The organism is Solibacillus palustris (assembly GCF_022549215.1).
Taxonomy (GTDB): domain Bacteria; phylum Bacillota; class Bacilli; order Bacillales_A; family Planococcaceae; genus Solibacillus; species Solibacillus daqui.
Genome location: NZ_JAKZFC010000001.1, coordinates 84,396 through 100,900, shown reverse-complemented (window position 1 = coordinate 100,900; position 16,505 = coordinate 84,396). Strand labels below are relative to the sequence as shown.

Annotated in this window: 17 protein-coding genes; 8 read left to right on the top strand and 9 right to left on the bottom strand. The window is 37.5% G+C overall.

Features of this window, described 5'->3' with window-relative positions; translation table 11 throughout:
* Window positions 1–148 precede the first annotated feature (148 nt).
* Complete coding sequence (locus LZ480_RS00475; protein ID WP_241367368.1) at window positions 149–577, top strand: hypothetical protein; 429 nt, start codon at window positions 149–151, stop codon at window positions 575–577.
* 192 nt (window positions 578–769) lie between these two features.
* Window positions 770–1,204, top strand: coding sequence for a hypothetical protein (locus tag LZ480_RS00470; protein ID WP_241367367.1), 435 nt, complete (start codon window positions 770–772; stop codon window positions 1,202–1,204).
* A 19-nt stretch (window positions 1,205–1,223) separates the two neighbouring features.
* Here the strand turns inward: LZ480_RS00470 and LZ480_RS00465 are convergent, their stop codons facing one another.
* Window positions 1,224–2,900, bottom strand: coding sequence for a hypothetical protein (locus tag LZ480_RS00465; protein ID WP_241367366.1), 1,677 nt, complete (start codon window positions 2,898–2,900; stop codon window positions 1,224–1,226).
* An 89-nt stretch (window positions 2,901–2,989) separates the two neighbouring features.
* Between LZ480_RS00465 and LZ480_RS00460 the strand changes: the two genes are divergently transcribed.
* From LZ480_RS00460 to LZ480_RS00450, 3 genes are all read left to right on the top strand, one after another.
* A complete protein-coding gene (locus LZ480_RS00460; RefSeq protein ID WP_241367365.1) occupies window positions 2,990–3,637 on the top strand; it encodes a lysoplasmalogenase in 648 nt (215 codons plus the stop codon).
* 45 nt (window positions 3,638–3,682) lie between these two features.
* Window positions 3,683–4,909, top strand: a complete 1,227-nt coding sequence (gene pepT / locus LZ480_RS00455; protein ID WP_241367364.1) for a peptidase T — start codon at window positions 3,683–3,685, stop codon at window positions 4,907–4,909.
* Window positions 4,910–5,097: 188 nt separating this feature from the next.
* Window positions 5,098–6,075, top strand: a complete 978-nt coding sequence (locus LZ480_RS00450) for a DMT family transporter (RefSeq protein WP_241367363.1) — start codon at window positions 5,098–5,100, stop codon at window positions 6,073–6,075.
* Between the two features lie 344 nt (window positions 6,076–6,419).
* Here LZ480_RS00450 and LZ480_RS00445 read toward each other — a convergent pair whose 3' ends face one another.
* Complete coding sequence (locus LZ480_RS00445; protein WP_241367362.1) at window positions 6,420–6,836, bottom strand: DUF4395 domain-containing protein; 417 nt, start codon at window positions 6,834–6,836, stop codon at window positions 6,420–6,422.
* Window positions 6,837–6,944: 108 nt separating this feature from the next.
* Here LZ480_RS00445 and LZ480_RS00440 point away from each other — a divergent pair, with 108 nt between their 5' ends.
* The gene (locus tag LZ480_RS00440; protein ID WP_241367361.1) at window positions 6,945–7,652 is read left to right on the top strand and encodes a Fe-S oxidoreductase; all 708 of its coding nucleotides are present in this window, start codon (window positions 6,945–6,947) and stop codon (window positions 7,650–7,652) included.
* 224 nt (window positions 7,653–7,876) lie between these two features.
* Here LZ480_RS00440 and LZ480_RS00435 read toward each other — a convergent pair whose 3' ends face one another.
* From LZ480_RS00435 to LZ480_RS00405, 7 genes are all read right to left on the bottom strand, one after another.
* On the bottom strand, window positions 7,877–8,989 hold the full coding sequence (locus LZ480_RS00435; RefSeq protein WP_241367360.1) for an amidohydrolase: 1,113 nt from the start codon (window positions 8,987–8,989) through the stop codon (window positions 7,877–7,879).
* A gap of 155 nt (window positions 8,990–9,144) precedes the next feature.
* Entirely contained in the window at window positions 9,145–9,288 is a 144-nt protein-coding gene (locus LZ480_RS00430; protein ID WP_241367359.1) for a hypothetical protein, read from the bottom strand.
* A gap of 201 nt (window positions 9,289–9,489) precedes the next feature.
* Window positions 9,490–11,502 (bottom strand): TRAP transporter permease, encoded by a 2,013-nt coding sequence (locus LZ480_RS00425; RefSeq protein ID WP_241367358.1) that lies wholly within the window; start codon window positions 11,500–11,502, stop codon window positions 9,490–9,492.
* A complete protein-coding gene (locus LZ480_RS00420) occupies window positions 11,495–12,001 on the bottom strand; it encodes a DUF1850 domain-containing protein (protein ID WP_241367357.1) in 507 nt (168 codons plus the stop codon). Before LZ480_RS00420 ends, LZ480_RS00425 begins: the two co-directional genes overlap by 8 nt.
* Before the next feature lie 182 nt (window positions 12,002–12,183).
* On the bottom strand, window positions 12,184–13,200 hold the full coding sequence (locus LZ480_RS00415) for a TAXI family TRAP transporter solute-binding subunit (RefSeq protein WP_241367356.1): 1,017 nt from the start codon (window positions 13,198–13,200) through the stop codon (window positions 12,184–12,186).
* Window positions 13,201–13,518: 318 nt separating this feature from the next.
* Window positions 13,519–14,058, bottom strand: a complete 540-nt coding sequence (locus LZ480_RS00410) for a superoxide dismutase family protein (protein WP_241367355.1) — start codon at window positions 14,056–14,058, stop codon at window positions 13,519–13,521.
* Between the two features lie 148 nt (window positions 14,059–14,206).
* Window positions 14,207–14,986 carry a LysM peptidoglycan-binding and 3D domain-containing protein gene (locus tag LZ480_RS00405; RefSeq protein WP_241367354.1) on the bottom strand — a complete coding sequence of 260 codons (780 nt, stop codon included), beginning with the start codon at window positions 14,984–14,986 and terminating at the stop codon, window positions 14,207–14,209.
* 372 nt (window positions 14,987–15,358) lie between these two features.
* Between LZ480_RS00405 and LZ480_RS00400 the strand changes: the two genes are divergently transcribed.
* Together LZ480_RS00400 and LZ480_RS00395 are read left to right on the top strand one after the other, a co-directional pair.
* Entirely contained in the window at window positions 15,359–15,547 is a 189-nt protein-coding gene (locus tag LZ480_RS00400) for a putative motility protein (protein ID WP_241367353.1), read from the top strand.
* Between the two features lie 211 nt (window positions 15,548–15,758).
* The gene (locus LZ480_RS00395; protein ID WP_241367352.1) at window positions 15,759–16,403 is read left to right on the top strand and encodes a YfbR-like 5'-deoxynucleotidase; all 645 of its coding nucleotides are present in this window, start codon (window positions 15,759–15,761) and stop codon (window positions 16,401–16,403) included.
* The last annotated feature ends 102 nt before the right edge of the window (window positions 16,404–16,505 follow it).

Here is a 16,505-nt window from a genome sequence, read left to right as displayed (position 1 = left end):
TTCTATTTTGATAAATGCATATAATAGCAACATTACAATAGAACCAAAACTTATAGTTATTTATATACATAATTCATTCAACATTATATATAACAATCTATCTATTACACGAAGCATCTTTCATATAATAATAAGGGAGTGATTTATAATGGGCATCAGTATTACATCAAAATCACATTTAAAAACTATCCGCAGATATCCTTTACAAATCGCTACTCTTAATGAAAATTTAAAAGTACTGCACGATCACATCGCACCACATATTGATGAGACGAGATACGAAGCCATCACATCCTATGCAAACCAATATATCTCGCATACACATATTTGGAATCTGAAATTTGCTAATAATCTAGAAAATCCTGAAGTAGCCCTAATGCAACTCTTCCATTTGAAATTCATTTTAGCTTCCGAGCCTGCTCACCTACATCAATCAATCCGCTCTAATTTAGAGGAGTTAACTCATAAGTTTCGTCGTATTACACTTTACTCTGATGAGCAGCTAAAATTACGAGAAGTAAAAATGCTCGACTACATTCATAACTTTGAACCAAAAGTAGAGGACTTGTGTACCTGACGCTTCGTTTATGGTACAAAAAGAATTTGCTGAAGCAAGTTAAATTATTCTACTAAAAGGATTTCTATCGTTCTTTTTATATAGATTTTTATAGAAAATATGAAATTTAAGTAAATAATTCAATCTATTGTACCTAAAACTTTTTCTTGTTTTATTGATACAATATTCTTATAACTGACGGGAGGATTTCAAATGAATTCAAGTTTTGTAGCGAAATCAATGGAGCGTCAGCATTTAAAATCTGTACGCAAGCTATCCTTACAAATTGTCGATATTAATACTGCACTAAAGGACGTCCACCAGCAGCTCGCACCACACATCGACGAAATCAAATACGAAGCAGCAACTGGTTATGTGAATCAATATATTTCGCATACGCATGTTTGGAACATCAAGTTTGTATGCAATTTAGAAGACCCTGAAGTAGCACTAATGCAACTCTTCCATTTAAAATATATTTTAGAACGTGAGCCTGCCGAATTGTATAAAGAAGCCCGTAGTATTTTGGAAGAACAACGTCAAAAGTTCCTGAAAATTACGCTATATTCAAACGAACATATCGAAATGCGTCGCACGAAAATGCTTGATTATATTATGGGTTTTGAAAAAATAAAAGGAGAACGCTAAAATTGCGTTCTCCTTTTTGTTATAATCCTTCAATTTGCAATGCTTTTACAGGTTGGAAGTCTTCACCTGTTTTTGCGTAGGTGATTGCTACTTTATCGCCCTCTTGTAAATAAATCGCAAATGGTGAGACTTCTGAGCTAACGATGAAGTTTTCACCTGTTTTCGTTAGGAATGACACAATGGTGAAATCCCCCACACGCTCTTTATACACACGAACTACTTCAACAGTTGCCTTTGCTTCTTCTGCATTTGACGTACCGTCGACTGTACTGCCACCGCGGCTAAGCGCTGTTTTATACAGCTTTAAAGCTTCGTTTGGTGTCGTACCATACGCTGAAATTTCAGGGTTTGCTGCCGATACAATGAAATAGTTTTGCAAGAACCCATTCGCATCTAATACAGCTGATAACCAGCTCGCTTCACCATAGAAATTATAGAGAATCGGCATTTCGCCTTCCCATTCTTTTTCCACGAACTTCTTCTCGATAATATCAAGCGCTCCCTGTGAATCCATATAGGACTCCTCTAAGTTACCTGTATAATATGTTGCTTGACCTGTACGCGCATTTGTCAGCGCATAGCCAAGCATCGAATCAACGCCCTCTTTTGGACTTGTGAAATCCGTGAAATAGTACATTTCGCCGTCTTCCATAAAGATTGGGCTTACATTTGCCTCTGTTCCTTCATCACTTGGAACTTTTACATCTTTTTTGCCAACTAAGCTATTCCAGAAACCATGCACATAATTCCCGTAGTAACTATTTTGTAGGCTGACTGTTTCCGGTGATACCGCGCCATCAATAAATTCCGGCACATCTGCTAATGCAAGTTTTTCTGTATTACCTGACGCAGCATCTACTAATACAACTCCTTTTACATCAAAACCGTTACGGGCTGAAATAAATTCACCATAAGAGCGGATGTAGTAAGGTTTTCCGTCCTCATCAATTTCTAGTTGTGGATCACCATTGAAAATTAATGTTGGATACTGTAAACGCATATGACGCTCTAAGTTTTTGTTTAAAAAAGCTGATGGAATATAGCTCATCTCTTGTTTAATAAACTTTGGATTATCACTTGAATCGGTTGCGCTCATCGTAAAGTAACCCGGTGTTGTTTTACCGTTGAACCATTTAAAGAAACCTGAAAATTCAACCGGCGCAATATAAACATACGCTCCATTTACCTTTTGAATTTGTAAATTCCCTAACTCGTAATAACTTGTATTTGGCACTTGACCAAATGCTTTTTTCATTTTATTTTTCACAAATTGTGGTGGTACACTCGCTGGAGTTTTCGTTTCATCAAACGGTGCAATTTCCGTTTGTTCTTCCATTTCAGCCGAATTGTATTTGTCTTCCGCATTTAAAAATGGCGCAGAAACTAAAAAGCCAATGCCGATAATTCCCACTAAAACAAAAAACGATTTCACTTTTTGTTCTATACCAACTGCAATGATTGCACCGCATAATGCCACTACAGGCAACAAATATAAAAAAATTGTCCACGATAAATCAATTTTTGAAATATAAACAGTTACAAAAAGCGAAATAAAACTTACAATAAATACAATTACTGTACTAATAGAAACTACTTTAGTCGATAATTCTTTATTGCGAATTTTTTTCGAAAACGGCACTAATAGTAGCGTCATTGCTAGTGAGCCAATCGCGGTTATCATAAATAATTGTCCCATCTAAATCATCCTCTCTATGTACTATTTACGAATAACCGAAAAAAAAGATTCATAAACAATAGAAAATCAGGAATTCCAGGGGGAAAAATATGACAAGAAAACTACTCATTTTATTTTTTTTAGGCTTTGGCTTCTATTATGTATTCTTTTTTGAATCGATCGACGCCTCATTAAAAATGGTATTTAAACTCATTCCGATGGTACTGCTTATTGGCCTTGCCTTTTCTACAAAAGTACCATTGAAAGCGCCTTATTATTGGCTCATCTCAATTGGGCTCATCTTTTGTGCGATTGGCGACTATACGTTGCAGTGGTTTATTATCGGGCTTAGCTTCTTCTTAATTGGGCATGTTTTTTATATCTTTGCCTTTCGATCAACCGACGTCAGTACAACACCAATTTACGTAAAAATCCTTTTAAGCACATATGGACTTTTCATGCTTGCGTGGATCGCTGGTTCTATCTTTAAAAATGGTGATACTGTTTTGGCAATTGCCGTTGTCGCATACATGTTGGTCATTTTAATGATGGGTTGGACATCGTTTCGTACAGGCAGTCCTTTGGCGATTGCCGGCGCACTACTGTTTATTACGTCGGATTCTATTTTAGCAATCGACAAATTTATGTTCGCCGTTCCATATTCACATGAACTAATTATGTTTACTTATTACGGTGCACAATTTTTGTTCATGCTAAGTATTTCACAATTCTTCAAAATAGTTCAAAAACCGAAATAAAGAGTGTACAATAAATGTACTATCTATTTAGGAGGCCTTTTTCATATGAAAGAAAAAGTTATTGAGCGCTTAGTACGCTATGCAAAAATCGATACACAATCTGATTTCAACTCAGATACAACACCATCAACAATGAAGCAATTTGATTTATTGCATGTTTTAAAAGATGAATTAGCTGAAATCGGTTTAACAGACATTACATTAGATGAAAACGGCTACCTATTCGCAACATTAGAAGCAAACACAGATAAAAACGTACCAACACTCGGCTTTTTAGCGCATGTTGATACAACAACAGATTACACAGGTACAAACGTTCAGCCTCAACGTATCGACAACTATGACGGCGAAGCAATTACATTAAAAAATGGTTTGGTGATGTCACCTGACTACTTCCCAAATCTAAAAAATTATGTAGGTCAAACATTAATCACAACAGACGGCAATACATTGTTAGGTGCAGACGACAAAGCCGGTATTGCTGAAATTATGACAGCAATGGAGTTCCTAGTGAACAATCCTGAAATTAAACATGGTAAAATTCGTGTTGCCTTCACACCAGATGAAGAAATCGGTCGTGGTCCACACAAATTCGACGTAGCACAGTTTGGCGCTGACTATGCGTATACAATGGATGGCGGCCCACTTGGTGAATTACAATTCGAAAGCTTTAATGCGGCAGGCGTAAAAGTAACAACACGTGGTACAAACATTCACCCAGGCTCTGCAAAAGACAAAATGGTAAACTCTATTACAAAAGCTATCGAATTCCAAAACGCAATGCCAAAAGATGCCGTTCCTGAAAAAACAGATGGCTACGAAGGCTTCATTCACTTAATGCATTTTGATGGCGGCATTGAAGAATCAACAATGTCTTATATTATCCGTGACCATGACCGCGCGAAATTCGAAGAGAAAAAAGCATTTATGGTAAAAGTCGGACAAGATATGCAAGCAAAATACGGTGAAGACACGATTACAGTACAAATTGACGACCAATATTACAATATGGGTGAAAAAATCGAACCAGTTATGGAAATCGTGGATATCGTAAAAGAGGCATTTGCGAAATTTGATATTACGCCAATTGTTGAACCAATCCGTGGCGGAACAGACGGCTCACAGCTTTCTTACATGGGCTTGCCTACACCAAACATTTTCGCTGGTGGCGAAAACATGCACGGAAAATATGAGTTCGTATCCGGCGAAACGATGGAAAATGCAACAGAGGTTATTATCGAAATCGTTCAGTTATTCGAGAAACGTAACTAAAAACGAATATCCTAATACTGCTTTGTATCGGCAAACAATTAAATAAGGTGCTTCTGCGGGGAGTAAAATATATATTTTACTCTCCTCGGCGCAAAAATAAAGTCTAAAAAATTTTTTTAGACTTTATTTTCACTCCGTTTTTTTATGTAATATTATCGGAAAATTCACAATAGAAAGTGAGGTGCAGTATGAAGGAAATTTTAATCGGGATTTTAGCAGCACTGTTTTTTGCTGTAACATTCGTATTAAATCATTCGATGGAGCTAGAGGGTGGCAGTTGGTTATGGAGCTCCTCACTACGGTATTTCTTTATGCTACCGTTTTTAATTGCTATCGTCGCAATTCGTGGAAATAATGGTTTTCGTATCATGACTTCTGAGATGAAGCAACATCCATGGGCTTGGGTGATTTGGAGTTTTGTTGGTTTCGTACTATTTTACGCACCACTAACGTTCGCAGCAGCGTTTGGACCGGGTTGGCTTGTGTCAGGTACATGGCAATTTACGATTGTGGCTGGTGTGCTACTTGCCCCACTTTTTGTGACAGTCATTGCTGGTCAATCCATTCGTGCCAAAATCCCGCTCATTTCACTTGGCATCTCGAGCATTATTTTAATCGGGATTTTAATGATTCAAATGCCACAAGCACAAAGCGTTTCAACCAAAAGTCTATTCCTTGGAATTTTACCGGTTGTCGTTGCGGCTTTTGCGTATCCGCTAGGGAATCGTAAAATGATGGAACTGTGCGGTGGACGTGTAGATCCATTTCAGCGAGTACTTGGTATGACCATTGCTTCGCTTCCTGCTTGGATTATTCTTGCAATTTATGCATTGTTGACAGTAGGTGTCCCCTCTTCCAACCAAGTATTTCAATCATTACTCGTTGCAGTGTCTTCAGGTGTTATTGCGACGGTATTGTTTTTCATTGCGACGGACCGTGTACGACATGACCAAGGCAAACTGGCAGCCGTTGAAGCAACTCAATCAACTGAAGTGCTATTTGCAATGATTGGTGAAATGGTATTACTAAGCGTACCTTTACCACAGCCAATTGCATTAGTGGGCTTAGCAGTCATTATTATCGGGATGTTACTACATAGTTACCATACAATACTCGAAAGTAAAAAACAGCTCGCTTTCACAAAAAAGGGTCTGCCCGAGAAGTAATTCTGGGGTAGATCCTTTTCGCCGATGATGGAGGCTAGCACGAAGCTAGTCAAAATAAAAAAACCCGCATCTACGCATGATACGGGCAAAAGGTCTCCCAAACGGGAAGTACAATTTTGAAGAAAAATATAAAGGGTGAAAAACTCAAGTCTGAACAGAGTCAAACTACACTCTAAATGAGGGGGTTTAGAATGTTATACCTAAGCTAACCTACTCCTGGAGAAAAGTAGGTTAGCTCAGGACTTACTTGTACTGTATTACAAATAAGCTCTTGCTATACCATATATGATAATGATTATCACTATCACTGTCAATACTATTTCTGTACTTTTTTAAGAATTTTTTTAGGATTTGCGATATTGAAATTGCTTCAGCTGAAAATGAAGGAAGCACCCAATACAAAAACCTAGAATTGCAATAAATGACGCAAGTGCTACCATAATGGTAAAACTATAAGCTATTACTGATATATCTAGCACAAATCCTAATAGCCCACCCGCTAAACATACACAGGCAATGCCCGCATTAAATTTTTGTTGCCCGATATCTTCTGGAATATATGATTTTATATCCTTCGTTAAAAAAAGCTTGGCAAAACGCATAATCGGATTAAATCCAGTTAAAACACCTAGTAGATTAGCCACTAAAGGAATCGTTAAAAGCCAGTGCTGCCCTGTAATCCATGTTAAAACAACTGAAAGAAAAATGGTCCATTGATTGACACGAACTAAAGGTCGCGGAATGGAAATCGGTTTCGGCATATAAAACCAACCTTTCTTATATGTTTTATTTAGTTTAACGTTTTTTCACGCGTTTGAGAAGAGAAATGTTATAGTAAGGTTAAACTAATTTTAGAAAAGGTGATTTTAGTGCCTGCACTTTCATACGATCAAGTACGCCAATTAAATTCATATAGTATTTTTACCGAAGAGCCGCAGCGTCCGCTTTTTACATTAGCGAATTTGCATAAAGATTTTTATTTAACAGATTTTCTTAATTTAATGATGGGTATTACAAATGCTGCAACAGAGGCAGCGGCGATTTCTCATTTTGGTCGTCGCTACGGTATGTTTGTGGCAATGCAGTTTTATATGCTCACAACCTACGATGAAGTTTGGGATGGAAAGCCCGAAGATTTACGTTTTGCAATGGTTCCAGAATTCGGCATACATACGCTCGGCATGTACATCAATCCAAATGATTTTCGCTATGTAGAAGATGATGAGCGCGAGCGTGTTATGTCAGATATTTTATATAAAACATCCGTAGTCATTGGGCAATTACGCAAAACGACATCGATTTCTCCTTTAATATTGTGGGAAAATATTTTTGGCTATATGCTGTGGCATTTCCACACATTACTTGCCAATCCGGCTTTGGCAGACCGTGCATTTGAGGATTTAGATATGTTAGAAGAAAAAAATGTATGGCGTTATTTCTCAGATAAATCCTTATTCCTAAATTACACAGGTGGCAAAAGTCCATCTGCGCTAATAAATCAACCAGTTCGTAAAAGCTGTTGCTTCTCAAAAGATATCCCTGGCTTAATGGCTTGTGGTTTTTGTCCGATTAAATAATAAAGTGAGTGTCCCAGAATCACTTTTGGGACACTCACTTTGCTCTGAAGAATTATGCTGGTAAAAAGGGGGGCATGAATGCGTAGTCACAGGACGTGACGTTTTTAGCATACGTTTTTTACTTGTAACCACCAGGAAAAGCTGCTTAAATCGGATTTTAAATAAATATGGGACGCACTGTGTAAAAGGTTATTTCGTTTTACACAACTCCATTAACGTATCTATTATTTTGTTGCCATCATTTTTAATGTTGCAGCTACTGCTTTAGCCCCGTCTAATAAAGCTTGGGCATTAAATGTCATTTTAGGGTGATGTAATCCTGGCTCTAAGTTTGCTCCTACGCCGATCATCGTCGCTTTTAACTGCGGGTTTTTGATTGTATAGAAGTGAAAATCATCACTACCAGGCGTTACAACTGCTGGTGCTAAATACGACTCACCTAACGATTCAACAATAGCACGCTCGGCTACTGCCGCCGCTTCTATTGACACTTCCGCACCTGGTGTCACGTCTTGCCAATCCCATTCAATATCAATATGGAACATCCCTGCGATTTGCTTCAGCCCTCTATCGATATATTGCTGTACTTGCGCTAATATTTCATTTTTTTGCGCACGCACATCGATTGAAAAGCTGGCGTTACCTGGAATAATGTTTACACTGCCCCCATCAGCAACAATTTTCGTTAATTTTGCCGAATACACTTCAAACGGATCAATATGAATGTTTTTAAGCATTTGTTGAATCGCCACAACTACCTCAATGGCATTATTGCCTTGATGTGGGCGAGCCCCATGCGCATCCGCTCCCGAAATCGTACCACCTAAAAATGCAGCGGCCCCGTGATAAATTGCCGGTGCGATTTTACCAAGTGGCAACTCCTCTTGTGGACGTAAATGCACTCCAAATAAATGAGTCACATCTTGCATAACACCGCGCTCAATCATCGCTAGCGCACCACCGCCTGTTTCTTCCGCTGGTTGAAAAATAAAGCGAATACGTTTTGTTAATACTTCATCTTTTAATGCGTGAAGCGCACCTAATACCATTGAAATATTCGCATCATGACCACAAGAATGGTTAGCTTTCATAACACCGTCTACCTCTTGCCAAAGCGCATCAATATCGGCACGAACCGCAATTACATCTTTACCTGTACCAATTTCTGCGACTAAGCCCGTCACATCATCAAAACGTTTTATTGATACACCCATTTCGCTCAAAATTTCCGCTAGTCGCGCTGTTGTATTCACTTCTTTCCAGCTAATTTCCGGATTTGCATGGAAATACTGAAACCAATCAAAAATCATTTGCTCACTCGATTTTACTGCCAACATGAATTGCACCTCGAATTAAATTTGTTATATTTAGTATACAGCAAAAACTTCGTATGCCGCATTATTGTTGCCTAATTATAGGCATAATAAAAGCAGCACTCTATTTTGACAAGTGCTGCTACGTTACATTTAGTTGTATCATGCCCATATACTCCTTATAGGCCCGAAAAGAAGCCGCTTGGATATTGTGTACGCTGTTCAACTTGCTCTTTTTCCTCTAGCTCTAGCGCTTCAAACTCAAAATCCTCATCCAATAAATAGGTTTCTAACGTTGAATTTAACAATGCTGCTTGTTTCATTTTCATTCACCCCTTCAATTGTTTGAATTTTTAGTTATTTTAAATAATAAAGTAAAATGTAATGAAATTCAATCATTAAACGCAATTCATCCTTAAAAACTATATAACCTATCTCATTTTGAGAACAATCTACAAAAACTTCTTAATTAGAAATCAAAAAAGCTACATTAAGAGATTGTATTCTCTCAATGTAGCTTTTGTTTATAAAGTTGCCATTTTTGGTTCGTCACCTTTATTTTTCGTCATCCATTGAATTGCAAACATAATCCCAAAGACGATTAAACCAATTGTATCTGATAATGATTCTGGGTAAATCATCGCTAAGCCGGCTGCTACTAATACGAGACGCTCAATCACATTAATTTTTCGGTACCAATAACCGATAACACCCGCACCTATCGCAATCATTCCCATTATCGCTGAAATTACTACCCAGACAACTTCGCCAATTGTCACATCAATCATTAATAAAGCTGGCGAGAACACAATCATATACGGAATAATGAATGCCGCAATTGCTAGTTTCGCAGAGTTGAAACCTGTACGAATCGGATCTCCACCTGAAATACCGGAGGCGGCAAAGGCAGCGAGTGCGACAGGCGGCGTAATATCTGCAATAATCCCAAAGTAAAATACAAAGAAATGTGCTGATAATACAATAACAATCGGTGCAGCACTTGCTGGTACATCAGGTGCAAGCAATGCAATAATCGCTGGCGCCGCAATTGTTGATGTAATAACATAGTTCGCCGTTGTTGGTGCACCCATCCCTAAAATTAGCGATGCAATCATTACGAAGAATAATGTTAATAAAATGCTACCACCCGCAAGTTTCACTAAGCTGTTTGCTAAAGATAAACCTAAGCCTGTTTTTACAACAACCCCTACAATAATACCTGCACATGCAGTTGCTGCTGCTACAGCTATTGCTGAACGAGCACCTTCTACTAACGAGTCTACAAATTCCTTAACCCCAAACTTAACATCTGGATTAATAACCCCTACAACTACACAAGAAATAATACCGTATAATGCTGCATGAATAACAGGTACGCCCGAAACCATAAGCACAATAATTAACACAATCGGAATTAATAAATAAATCTTTTTAAATACATGTGAACGATCTGGCATTTCCTCATCTTTTAAGCCGCGTAAACCTAAACGCTTCGCTTCAAAGTGTGTCATAATCCAAATCCCCGTAAAGTAAAGTAACGCTGGAATCGCTGCTGCTTTTGCAATATCCCAATACGTAATATTACGCCCAATAAATTCAACCATCAAAAAGGCAGCCGCACCCATAATTGGTGGCATTAACTGTCCTCCTGTTGAGGCAGAAGCTTCTACCGCACCAGCAAAGTTCTTATTATAGCCAAGACGTTTCATCATCGGAATCGTATATGAGCCAGATGTTACTACGTTTGCTACAGAACTTCCTGAAATCGTTCCTTGTAAAGCAGACGAGAAAATCGCTACTTTCGCCGGACCGCCTACTAACTTACCAGCAACCGAAATCGCCAGATCATTGAAATATTGACCAACGCCTGTTTTAACTAAAAACGCCCCGAATAATAGGAAAGCGAAAATAAATGTAGAAGATACCGCTAACGGCGTCCCCAAAATCCCGTCTGTAGAGAAGTACATTAAATTCACGATGCCATCCAAGCTTTGACCACGGTGTGCCATAAATTCAGGCATGTACGGGCCATAAAAAGCGTACAGTAAAAACAGTACGGCAATAATGGCAATCGGTAACCCTACTGCTCGTCTCGCTGCTTCTAAAACTAAAATAATCGCCAAAAGCCCGACATAAAAGTCTAGCGTTTCTAATTTCCCTAGACTTTGTACAAGACGATCATAATTTAATACCCAATAACTCCCTACAAAAATCGAAACAAGTGCTAATAGATAATCATAAAACGGTATACTCTTTTTCGATAATTTACGAACTGCTGGGAATAGCAGGAAAACAAATACTAATGCGAACCCTAAGTGAACCGTACGTTGAATTTGTGCTGGAAACTGTCCGAAAATAGCGGTATACACTTGGAACAATGTAAATGCTAAAAGTCCAAAATAAATCACATATTTCATAAAGTTTTGTGGATCGCGTTGGTTCGACTCTAAATCAAATTTTTCAAGTAATTCTTGCTGTTTTTCAAGTGATAAACTTTCATGCAGCTCTTCTGGATTAATCGTTTGTTCCTTACTCATATAATTCGACTCCTTTCATTTTTTGATAAAATGATAATTTCTTAATTTTTAGTACGTAGGATTTCCCACGTGTTAGTTTTTCTTTTAGTGCAATCACTTCATTTTTATGTTGCAAATTTAACTTATAATCTACATCACCAATATGTAACGTAAAATCCTTTAATTTGGCATCATCATAACGCAGTGTGTATCGGCCATTTTCATACGTTAACGTTTGGCCCTCTTCTGCTGAACTCGGCATACCGATTGCTACATCTTCATATTGCATAGACAATAGCTTTAGTTCATTATTCGTTAACACTTGATAGCTTTCTATCACATCTGTTAAATGAATGGAATGCGTAAATACAATTTGAAAATTTAATTCATCATTCAACGGCAAATAATATAGAATAGGCTGTTCTGTACGCGTCTCTGTAAATGTTATACTCCGCTCATACGGAATAAAGCCTATCGCTGTAGTTACCAAAATGATTATGAGGACAAGCCATTTCTTCATTGCTATCACCTGCGAATTCAAGACCTTTGCATTTTGAAATGAAGATTAGAAAAATATATTTCAAGCCAAGTAGTGCGAAATGACGTCTTTTTTATGGAGATGTTTTAGAAAAGTCTACTTTCCTAACCCCTATCCACTAAAAAGACCTCTGAGCAAACTGCACCAGAGGCCTCTTTCCGATACTACTTCACTTCATCAAAGTATTTTTGTGCACCTGGGTGAACATCAATACCGATTCCATCTAAGCCCGTTTCAGCTTTAATGAACGCGCCTTTTGCATGGCTGATTTTATCTGTATTATCATAAATCGCCTTTGTCATTGCATAAACTAAGTCTTCTGGTAAATCTTTCTTAACTGCTAACATCGCGCCTACTGATACAGCAGGTGTATCTGCTTCTAAGCCATATGTGCCTGCTGGAATGTTATCCACTGCATAGTATGGATATTTCGCGATTAACTCTTCTGCTTTGTCAGCTTCAACTGGCACAATGTATACACCATTTGTTGCGTTTAATGCTTCTACAGCACCTGTTGGATAACCCGCTGTAATGAATGCTGCATCAATTTGACCAGATTGAATACCGTCTGTTGATTCACCGAAATCTAAGTTCTGTGCTTTAATATCATCCATTGATAAACCATGGATTTCTAATAATTGTTCTGCGTTTGCAAATGTACCAGAACCTGGTGCACCTACAGAAACCTTTTTACCTTTTAAGTCTGCATAAGATTTAATACCTGAATCTGCTAATGTTACTAATTGAATTGTTTCTGGATATAACGCACCTAATGCAGAAACTGAATCAATTTTTTTACCATCAAACATCATTGTACCGTTTGTTGCATAGTACGCGATGTCTGTTTGTACGAAAGCTACATCACCTTCACCTGCGTCAAGTGCTGTCATATTGGCAGCAGATGCTTGTGAAACTTCAGCTGTTGCTTTAACGCCTGTATTTGAAGTAATTAAATCAGCGAATGTACCACCTAATGGGTAGTAAGTTCCTTGTGTACCACCAGTTAAAATACTTAAAAAATCAACGCCATAATCAGTACCAGCTGTTTCTGTGCTAGCGCCTGAATCTGTATTTGAAGTTCCAGTATCTGTTGAAGATTTATCGTCCTCACCACATGCCGCTAGCACTAAAATGAAAGCGCTTAAAATAAACATGAATAGTATATTTTTAGATTTGAACATGTAAAAATTTCCCCCTTTTACTTAATCATGGATTCATTTTACATACATATTTATTCAAAAGTCAATAATATTATAATTTTTTTTATATTATGATAATTAATACATAGCTCTTAAAACCTTTTTATTTCTGTTATTTTCATAAAAATTCTATTAATATCTTTACAAAATTACATTTCTACGATAAGATTTCGCATAATTTTTGTATAAATCATTTTCAAAATCACTATTTTCGCATGAAGTTATCAAATGTTTATTTGCAAGACATCCTCAATATTACTATCAGCATTACAAAAAACTGCACTCCCAATGGAATGCAGTTCACTCTATTACCCCACATACAATTCGTGCGCCTGAATTTCCTGAAGGGTCTGTTTTATAATCATCTCTCTTTTCATGAATAATAATTGACGTACCATCTTCATCAAAAATTGACGTTTGTTGGCCTTTTTCCAACGTAAAATCGGCAGTTATGAAATTTAATTGCACTTGCCCTGTTTCATCAACTTCTAAATTTGGTAAATCTCCTTTATGTGGTCCTAATGGATTATTAATGCCATGTTGTTTTTTCGTTGGATTAAAATGAGCGCCAGCCGTTTCAAAAGTGGGTGCTTCACATTTACCAGTTTCATGTAAGTGAATGCCATGTTCTCCAGGCGTCAAATTATTTATAACCGCCGTTAATTCCACACCTTTTTCGGTTTCTTTCAGATCAATTTCGCCAACCAATTCATTTTTTGTATTATACATCAACGCTTTTGCTGATAAAGCTTGCGGAGCGCTTACTGGAACTTTTTCCGATTGAAAATAATTACAACCCGCTAATAACATCACACTACTAATAATCCATACTTTCCGCATATCGTCACTCCTTTTGCATTAGTATTTCAAATTAGTAAAAAGTTATGCACATCGAGTCCATAAAAAAATGCCGTTTCCAAATTAGAAAACGACACTTCTTAATTGTTATGAACATGTTTTTTCATTCAATGTACATGTCCACTAATTATTAGTCTAAAATTTTGATTGTTACTGTACGGCGACCCCATTCATAAGCACCATCTAAATTTGGAATAAACACGTCGATTTTATTGCCTTTGATCGCACCACCTGTATCCGCTGCTACTGCTTCCCCGTAGCCTTCAACCCATACTTTTGTACCTAATGGAATGATACGTGGATCAACTGCGATTACTTTTAAATTTGGGTTAGCACGTAAATTTGTACCGTTCGCTGTTGTACCTGAGCAGCCATCACAATAAGCTGTATAGGCAGTCGCTTCAACTGTCATTGTCCGTTCGACATTTGATGTTGGCGCAGATGTTTCTTGTATTGTTTCAACGTGCTCAGATGAATCTGTTTCTGTTGCATTTGAATCCGCATCACTTGATTGATCCGCTATTACTGCGAGGACCTCATCCGTTGAACCTGAAACTGAAATTGTATCCCCTGCATAAATTAAATCTGAACTTAGGCCATTCCATTCTTGCAACTGTTCGACAGATACATTGTGGTCTGCAGCTATTCGAAACAATGTATCACCTGGTTCTATAAGGTATAACTCCGTGTCCAAGCCAACTTCTATCGTGTCATCAGCATATATTAAATCACTCTTTAAATGATTAACTTCCATTATCGATGCAATGGTTGTATTGAATTGCTGACTAATCGAATACAGTGTATCACCCGATTGAATTATATATGGTTCCGCAGAAGCTCCTTTCACGACAAATCCCCAGAAGGTTAACGCTCCAGCTAAAGTTAATGCAATCATCTTTTTATTCTTCAATTTACTGTTCCTCCAATTTCTTGTAAGTAAATTCGACACCCTTATCAAATACGCCTTGACTAACCCTTAACCAGATTTTTTGAGTTAGCTTGAAATGAATTGCTTCTTCAAAAACCTGTGAGAACCGCCATGGCTTTAACTTGCATCAACAACAAAGGCAAGTTAACTGCGCATTACAAAAACATGGCAACATCAATGGATAAATATCACATTTTTACTATCATCATTAGCAAGTTTTCTGCATTTTAACCGTCAATAATGGCATTTTCCGATAAAATTTGGCAATTTATTTGCCATTACATGACAAATGCATCAAGAAGCGTTCGATTTTTCAATGAATGTGTCGATAAAAAGAAAAAGGAGGGGATAATAATGGATATTAATATGATGATGACTTCTCAACTTGCGTCACTACAACAAACTTTGCAAATGAGCATTTTAGACAAAGCCATGACTACTGGTGCAGCCGGTGTCATTGAAATGATGGAAGATATTCCTCAGCAACAAGCTGCACCTGCATCCCACCCTTACAAGGGACAGGTAATTGACGTCCAAGTTTAAGCTTCATAGGAGAGGCTGTCCAGAAGTACTTCCTTTTGGACAGTGCTCGTCTCAAATAGCAATAATCTTCTTAAGGAGGTTACTTCTATTGTGATTGGAATTCTGACTGGAATTCTCTTTGTAAATAGATTGTTAAAGTTTTTTTAAGAACTTTTAAAAATTCGTTTTTCGGGTATAACAAGTAGTAAAATAAAGATAAACAAACTAAGGAGTGATAAATATCGGAATCCACACATTTTTTACAAGTTTAAACGACCTTGAGCGCATTATTCGCTGTCCGGGACGCTTTAAGTTTGAAGAACATAACGTAGCAGCTCATTCTTGGAAAGTTTCACAATATGCGATGTTTTTCGCGACACTTGAGGAACGTGCAGGCAACAACATTGATTGGAAGTCATTATACGAAAAAACAATTAACCACGATTTTGCCGAAGTGTTCATTGGCGATATTAAAACGCCGGTCAAACATGCAAGCGTTGAATTAAAGCAAATGCTTTCTCATGTTGAAGAAAAGATGATGGAGAAATTCATTATTGAAGAAATTCCTGAAGACTTACAAGACATTTTCTTTGAGCGTATGAAAGAAGGCAAGGATGGCACGATCGAAGGCCGTTTACTCGAATTTGCTGATAAGCTCGATCAGTTTTACGAATCCTTCGCTGAATTAAAGCGTGGCAATACAGACAAAGAATTTGTTCATATGTACCAAGTAGCATTATCCAAGCTGCTACTAATTAATTTACCGACAAGCGTACAATACTTCCGCAACGAAATTTTAGCGGATGCAGTCGCCGAAAAAACAATTATAGATATTGCAAAGCTAACAGAAAACATCTTAAAACAACATACAGATTAACGACAAAGGCTTCCGAAACGGCAGGAAGGCTTTTTTATTTTGACTTTTTTTGTAACGAATCCTACGTTGAAGGTACTATACTAGTGAAGAACATTTTGAGAG

What these genes read in the sequence shown, in the direction of transcription:
- LZ480_RS00475 (WP_241367368.1), top strand. Translation starts at nt 149, where the DNA reads ATGGGCATCAGTATTACATCAAAATCACATTTAAAAACTATCCGCAGA.
- LZ480_RS00470 (WP_241367367.1), top strand. Translation starts at nt 770, where the DNA reads ATGAATTCAAGTTTTGTAGCGAAATCAATGGAGCGTCAGCATTTAAAA.
- LZ480_RS00465 (WP_241367366.1), bottom strand. Translation starts at nt 2,900, where the DNA reads ATGGGACAATTATTTATGATAACCGCGATTGGCTCACTAGCAATGACG.
- LZ480_RS00460 (WP_241367365.1), top strand. Translation starts at nt 2,990, where the DNA reads ATGACAAGAAAACTACTCATTTTATTTTTTTTAGGCTTTGGCTTCTAT.
- pepT (WP_241367364.1), top strand. Translation starts at nt 3,683, where the DNA reads ATGAAAGAAAAAGTTATTGAGCGCTTAGTACGCTATGCAAAAATCGAT.
- LZ480_RS00450 (WP_241367363.1), top strand. Translation starts at nt 5,098, where the DNA reads ATGAAGGAAATTTTAATCGGGATTTTAGCAGCACTGTTTTTTGCTGTA.
- LZ480_RS00445 (WP_241367362.1), bottom strand. Translation starts at nt 6,836, where the DNA reads ATGCCGAAACCGATTTCCATTCCGCGACCTTTAGTTCGTGTCAATCAA.
- LZ480_RS00435 (WP_241367360.1), bottom strand. Translation starts at nt 8,989, where the DNA reads ATGTTGGCAGTAAAATCGAGTGAGCAAATGATTTTTGATTGGTTTCAG.
- LZ480_RS00430 (WP_241367359.1), bottom strand. Translation starts at nt 9,288, where the DNA reads ATGAAACAAGCAGCATTGTTAAATTCAACGTTAGAAACCTATTTATTG.
- LZ480_RS00425 (WP_241367358.1), bottom strand. Translation starts at nt 11,502, where the DNA reads ATGAGTAAGGAACAAACGATTAATCCAGAAGAGCTGCATGAAAGTTTA.
- LZ480_RS00420 (WP_241367357.1), bottom strand. Translation starts at nt 12,001, where the DNA reads ATGAAGAAATGGCTTGTCCTCATAATCATTTTGGTAACTACAGCGATA.
- LZ480_RS00415 (WP_241367356.1), bottom strand. Translation starts at nt 13,200, where the DNA reads ATGTTCAAATCTAAAAATATACTATTCATGTTTATTTTAAGCGCTTTC.
- LZ480_RS00410 (WP_241367355.1), bottom strand. Translation starts at nt 14,058, where the DNA reads ATGCGGAAAGTATGGATTATTAGTAGTGTGATGTTATTAGCGGGTTGT.
- LZ480_RS00400 (WP_241367353.1), top strand. Translation starts at nt 15,359, where the DNA reads ATGGATATTAATATGATGATGACTTCTCAACTTGCGTCACTACAACAA.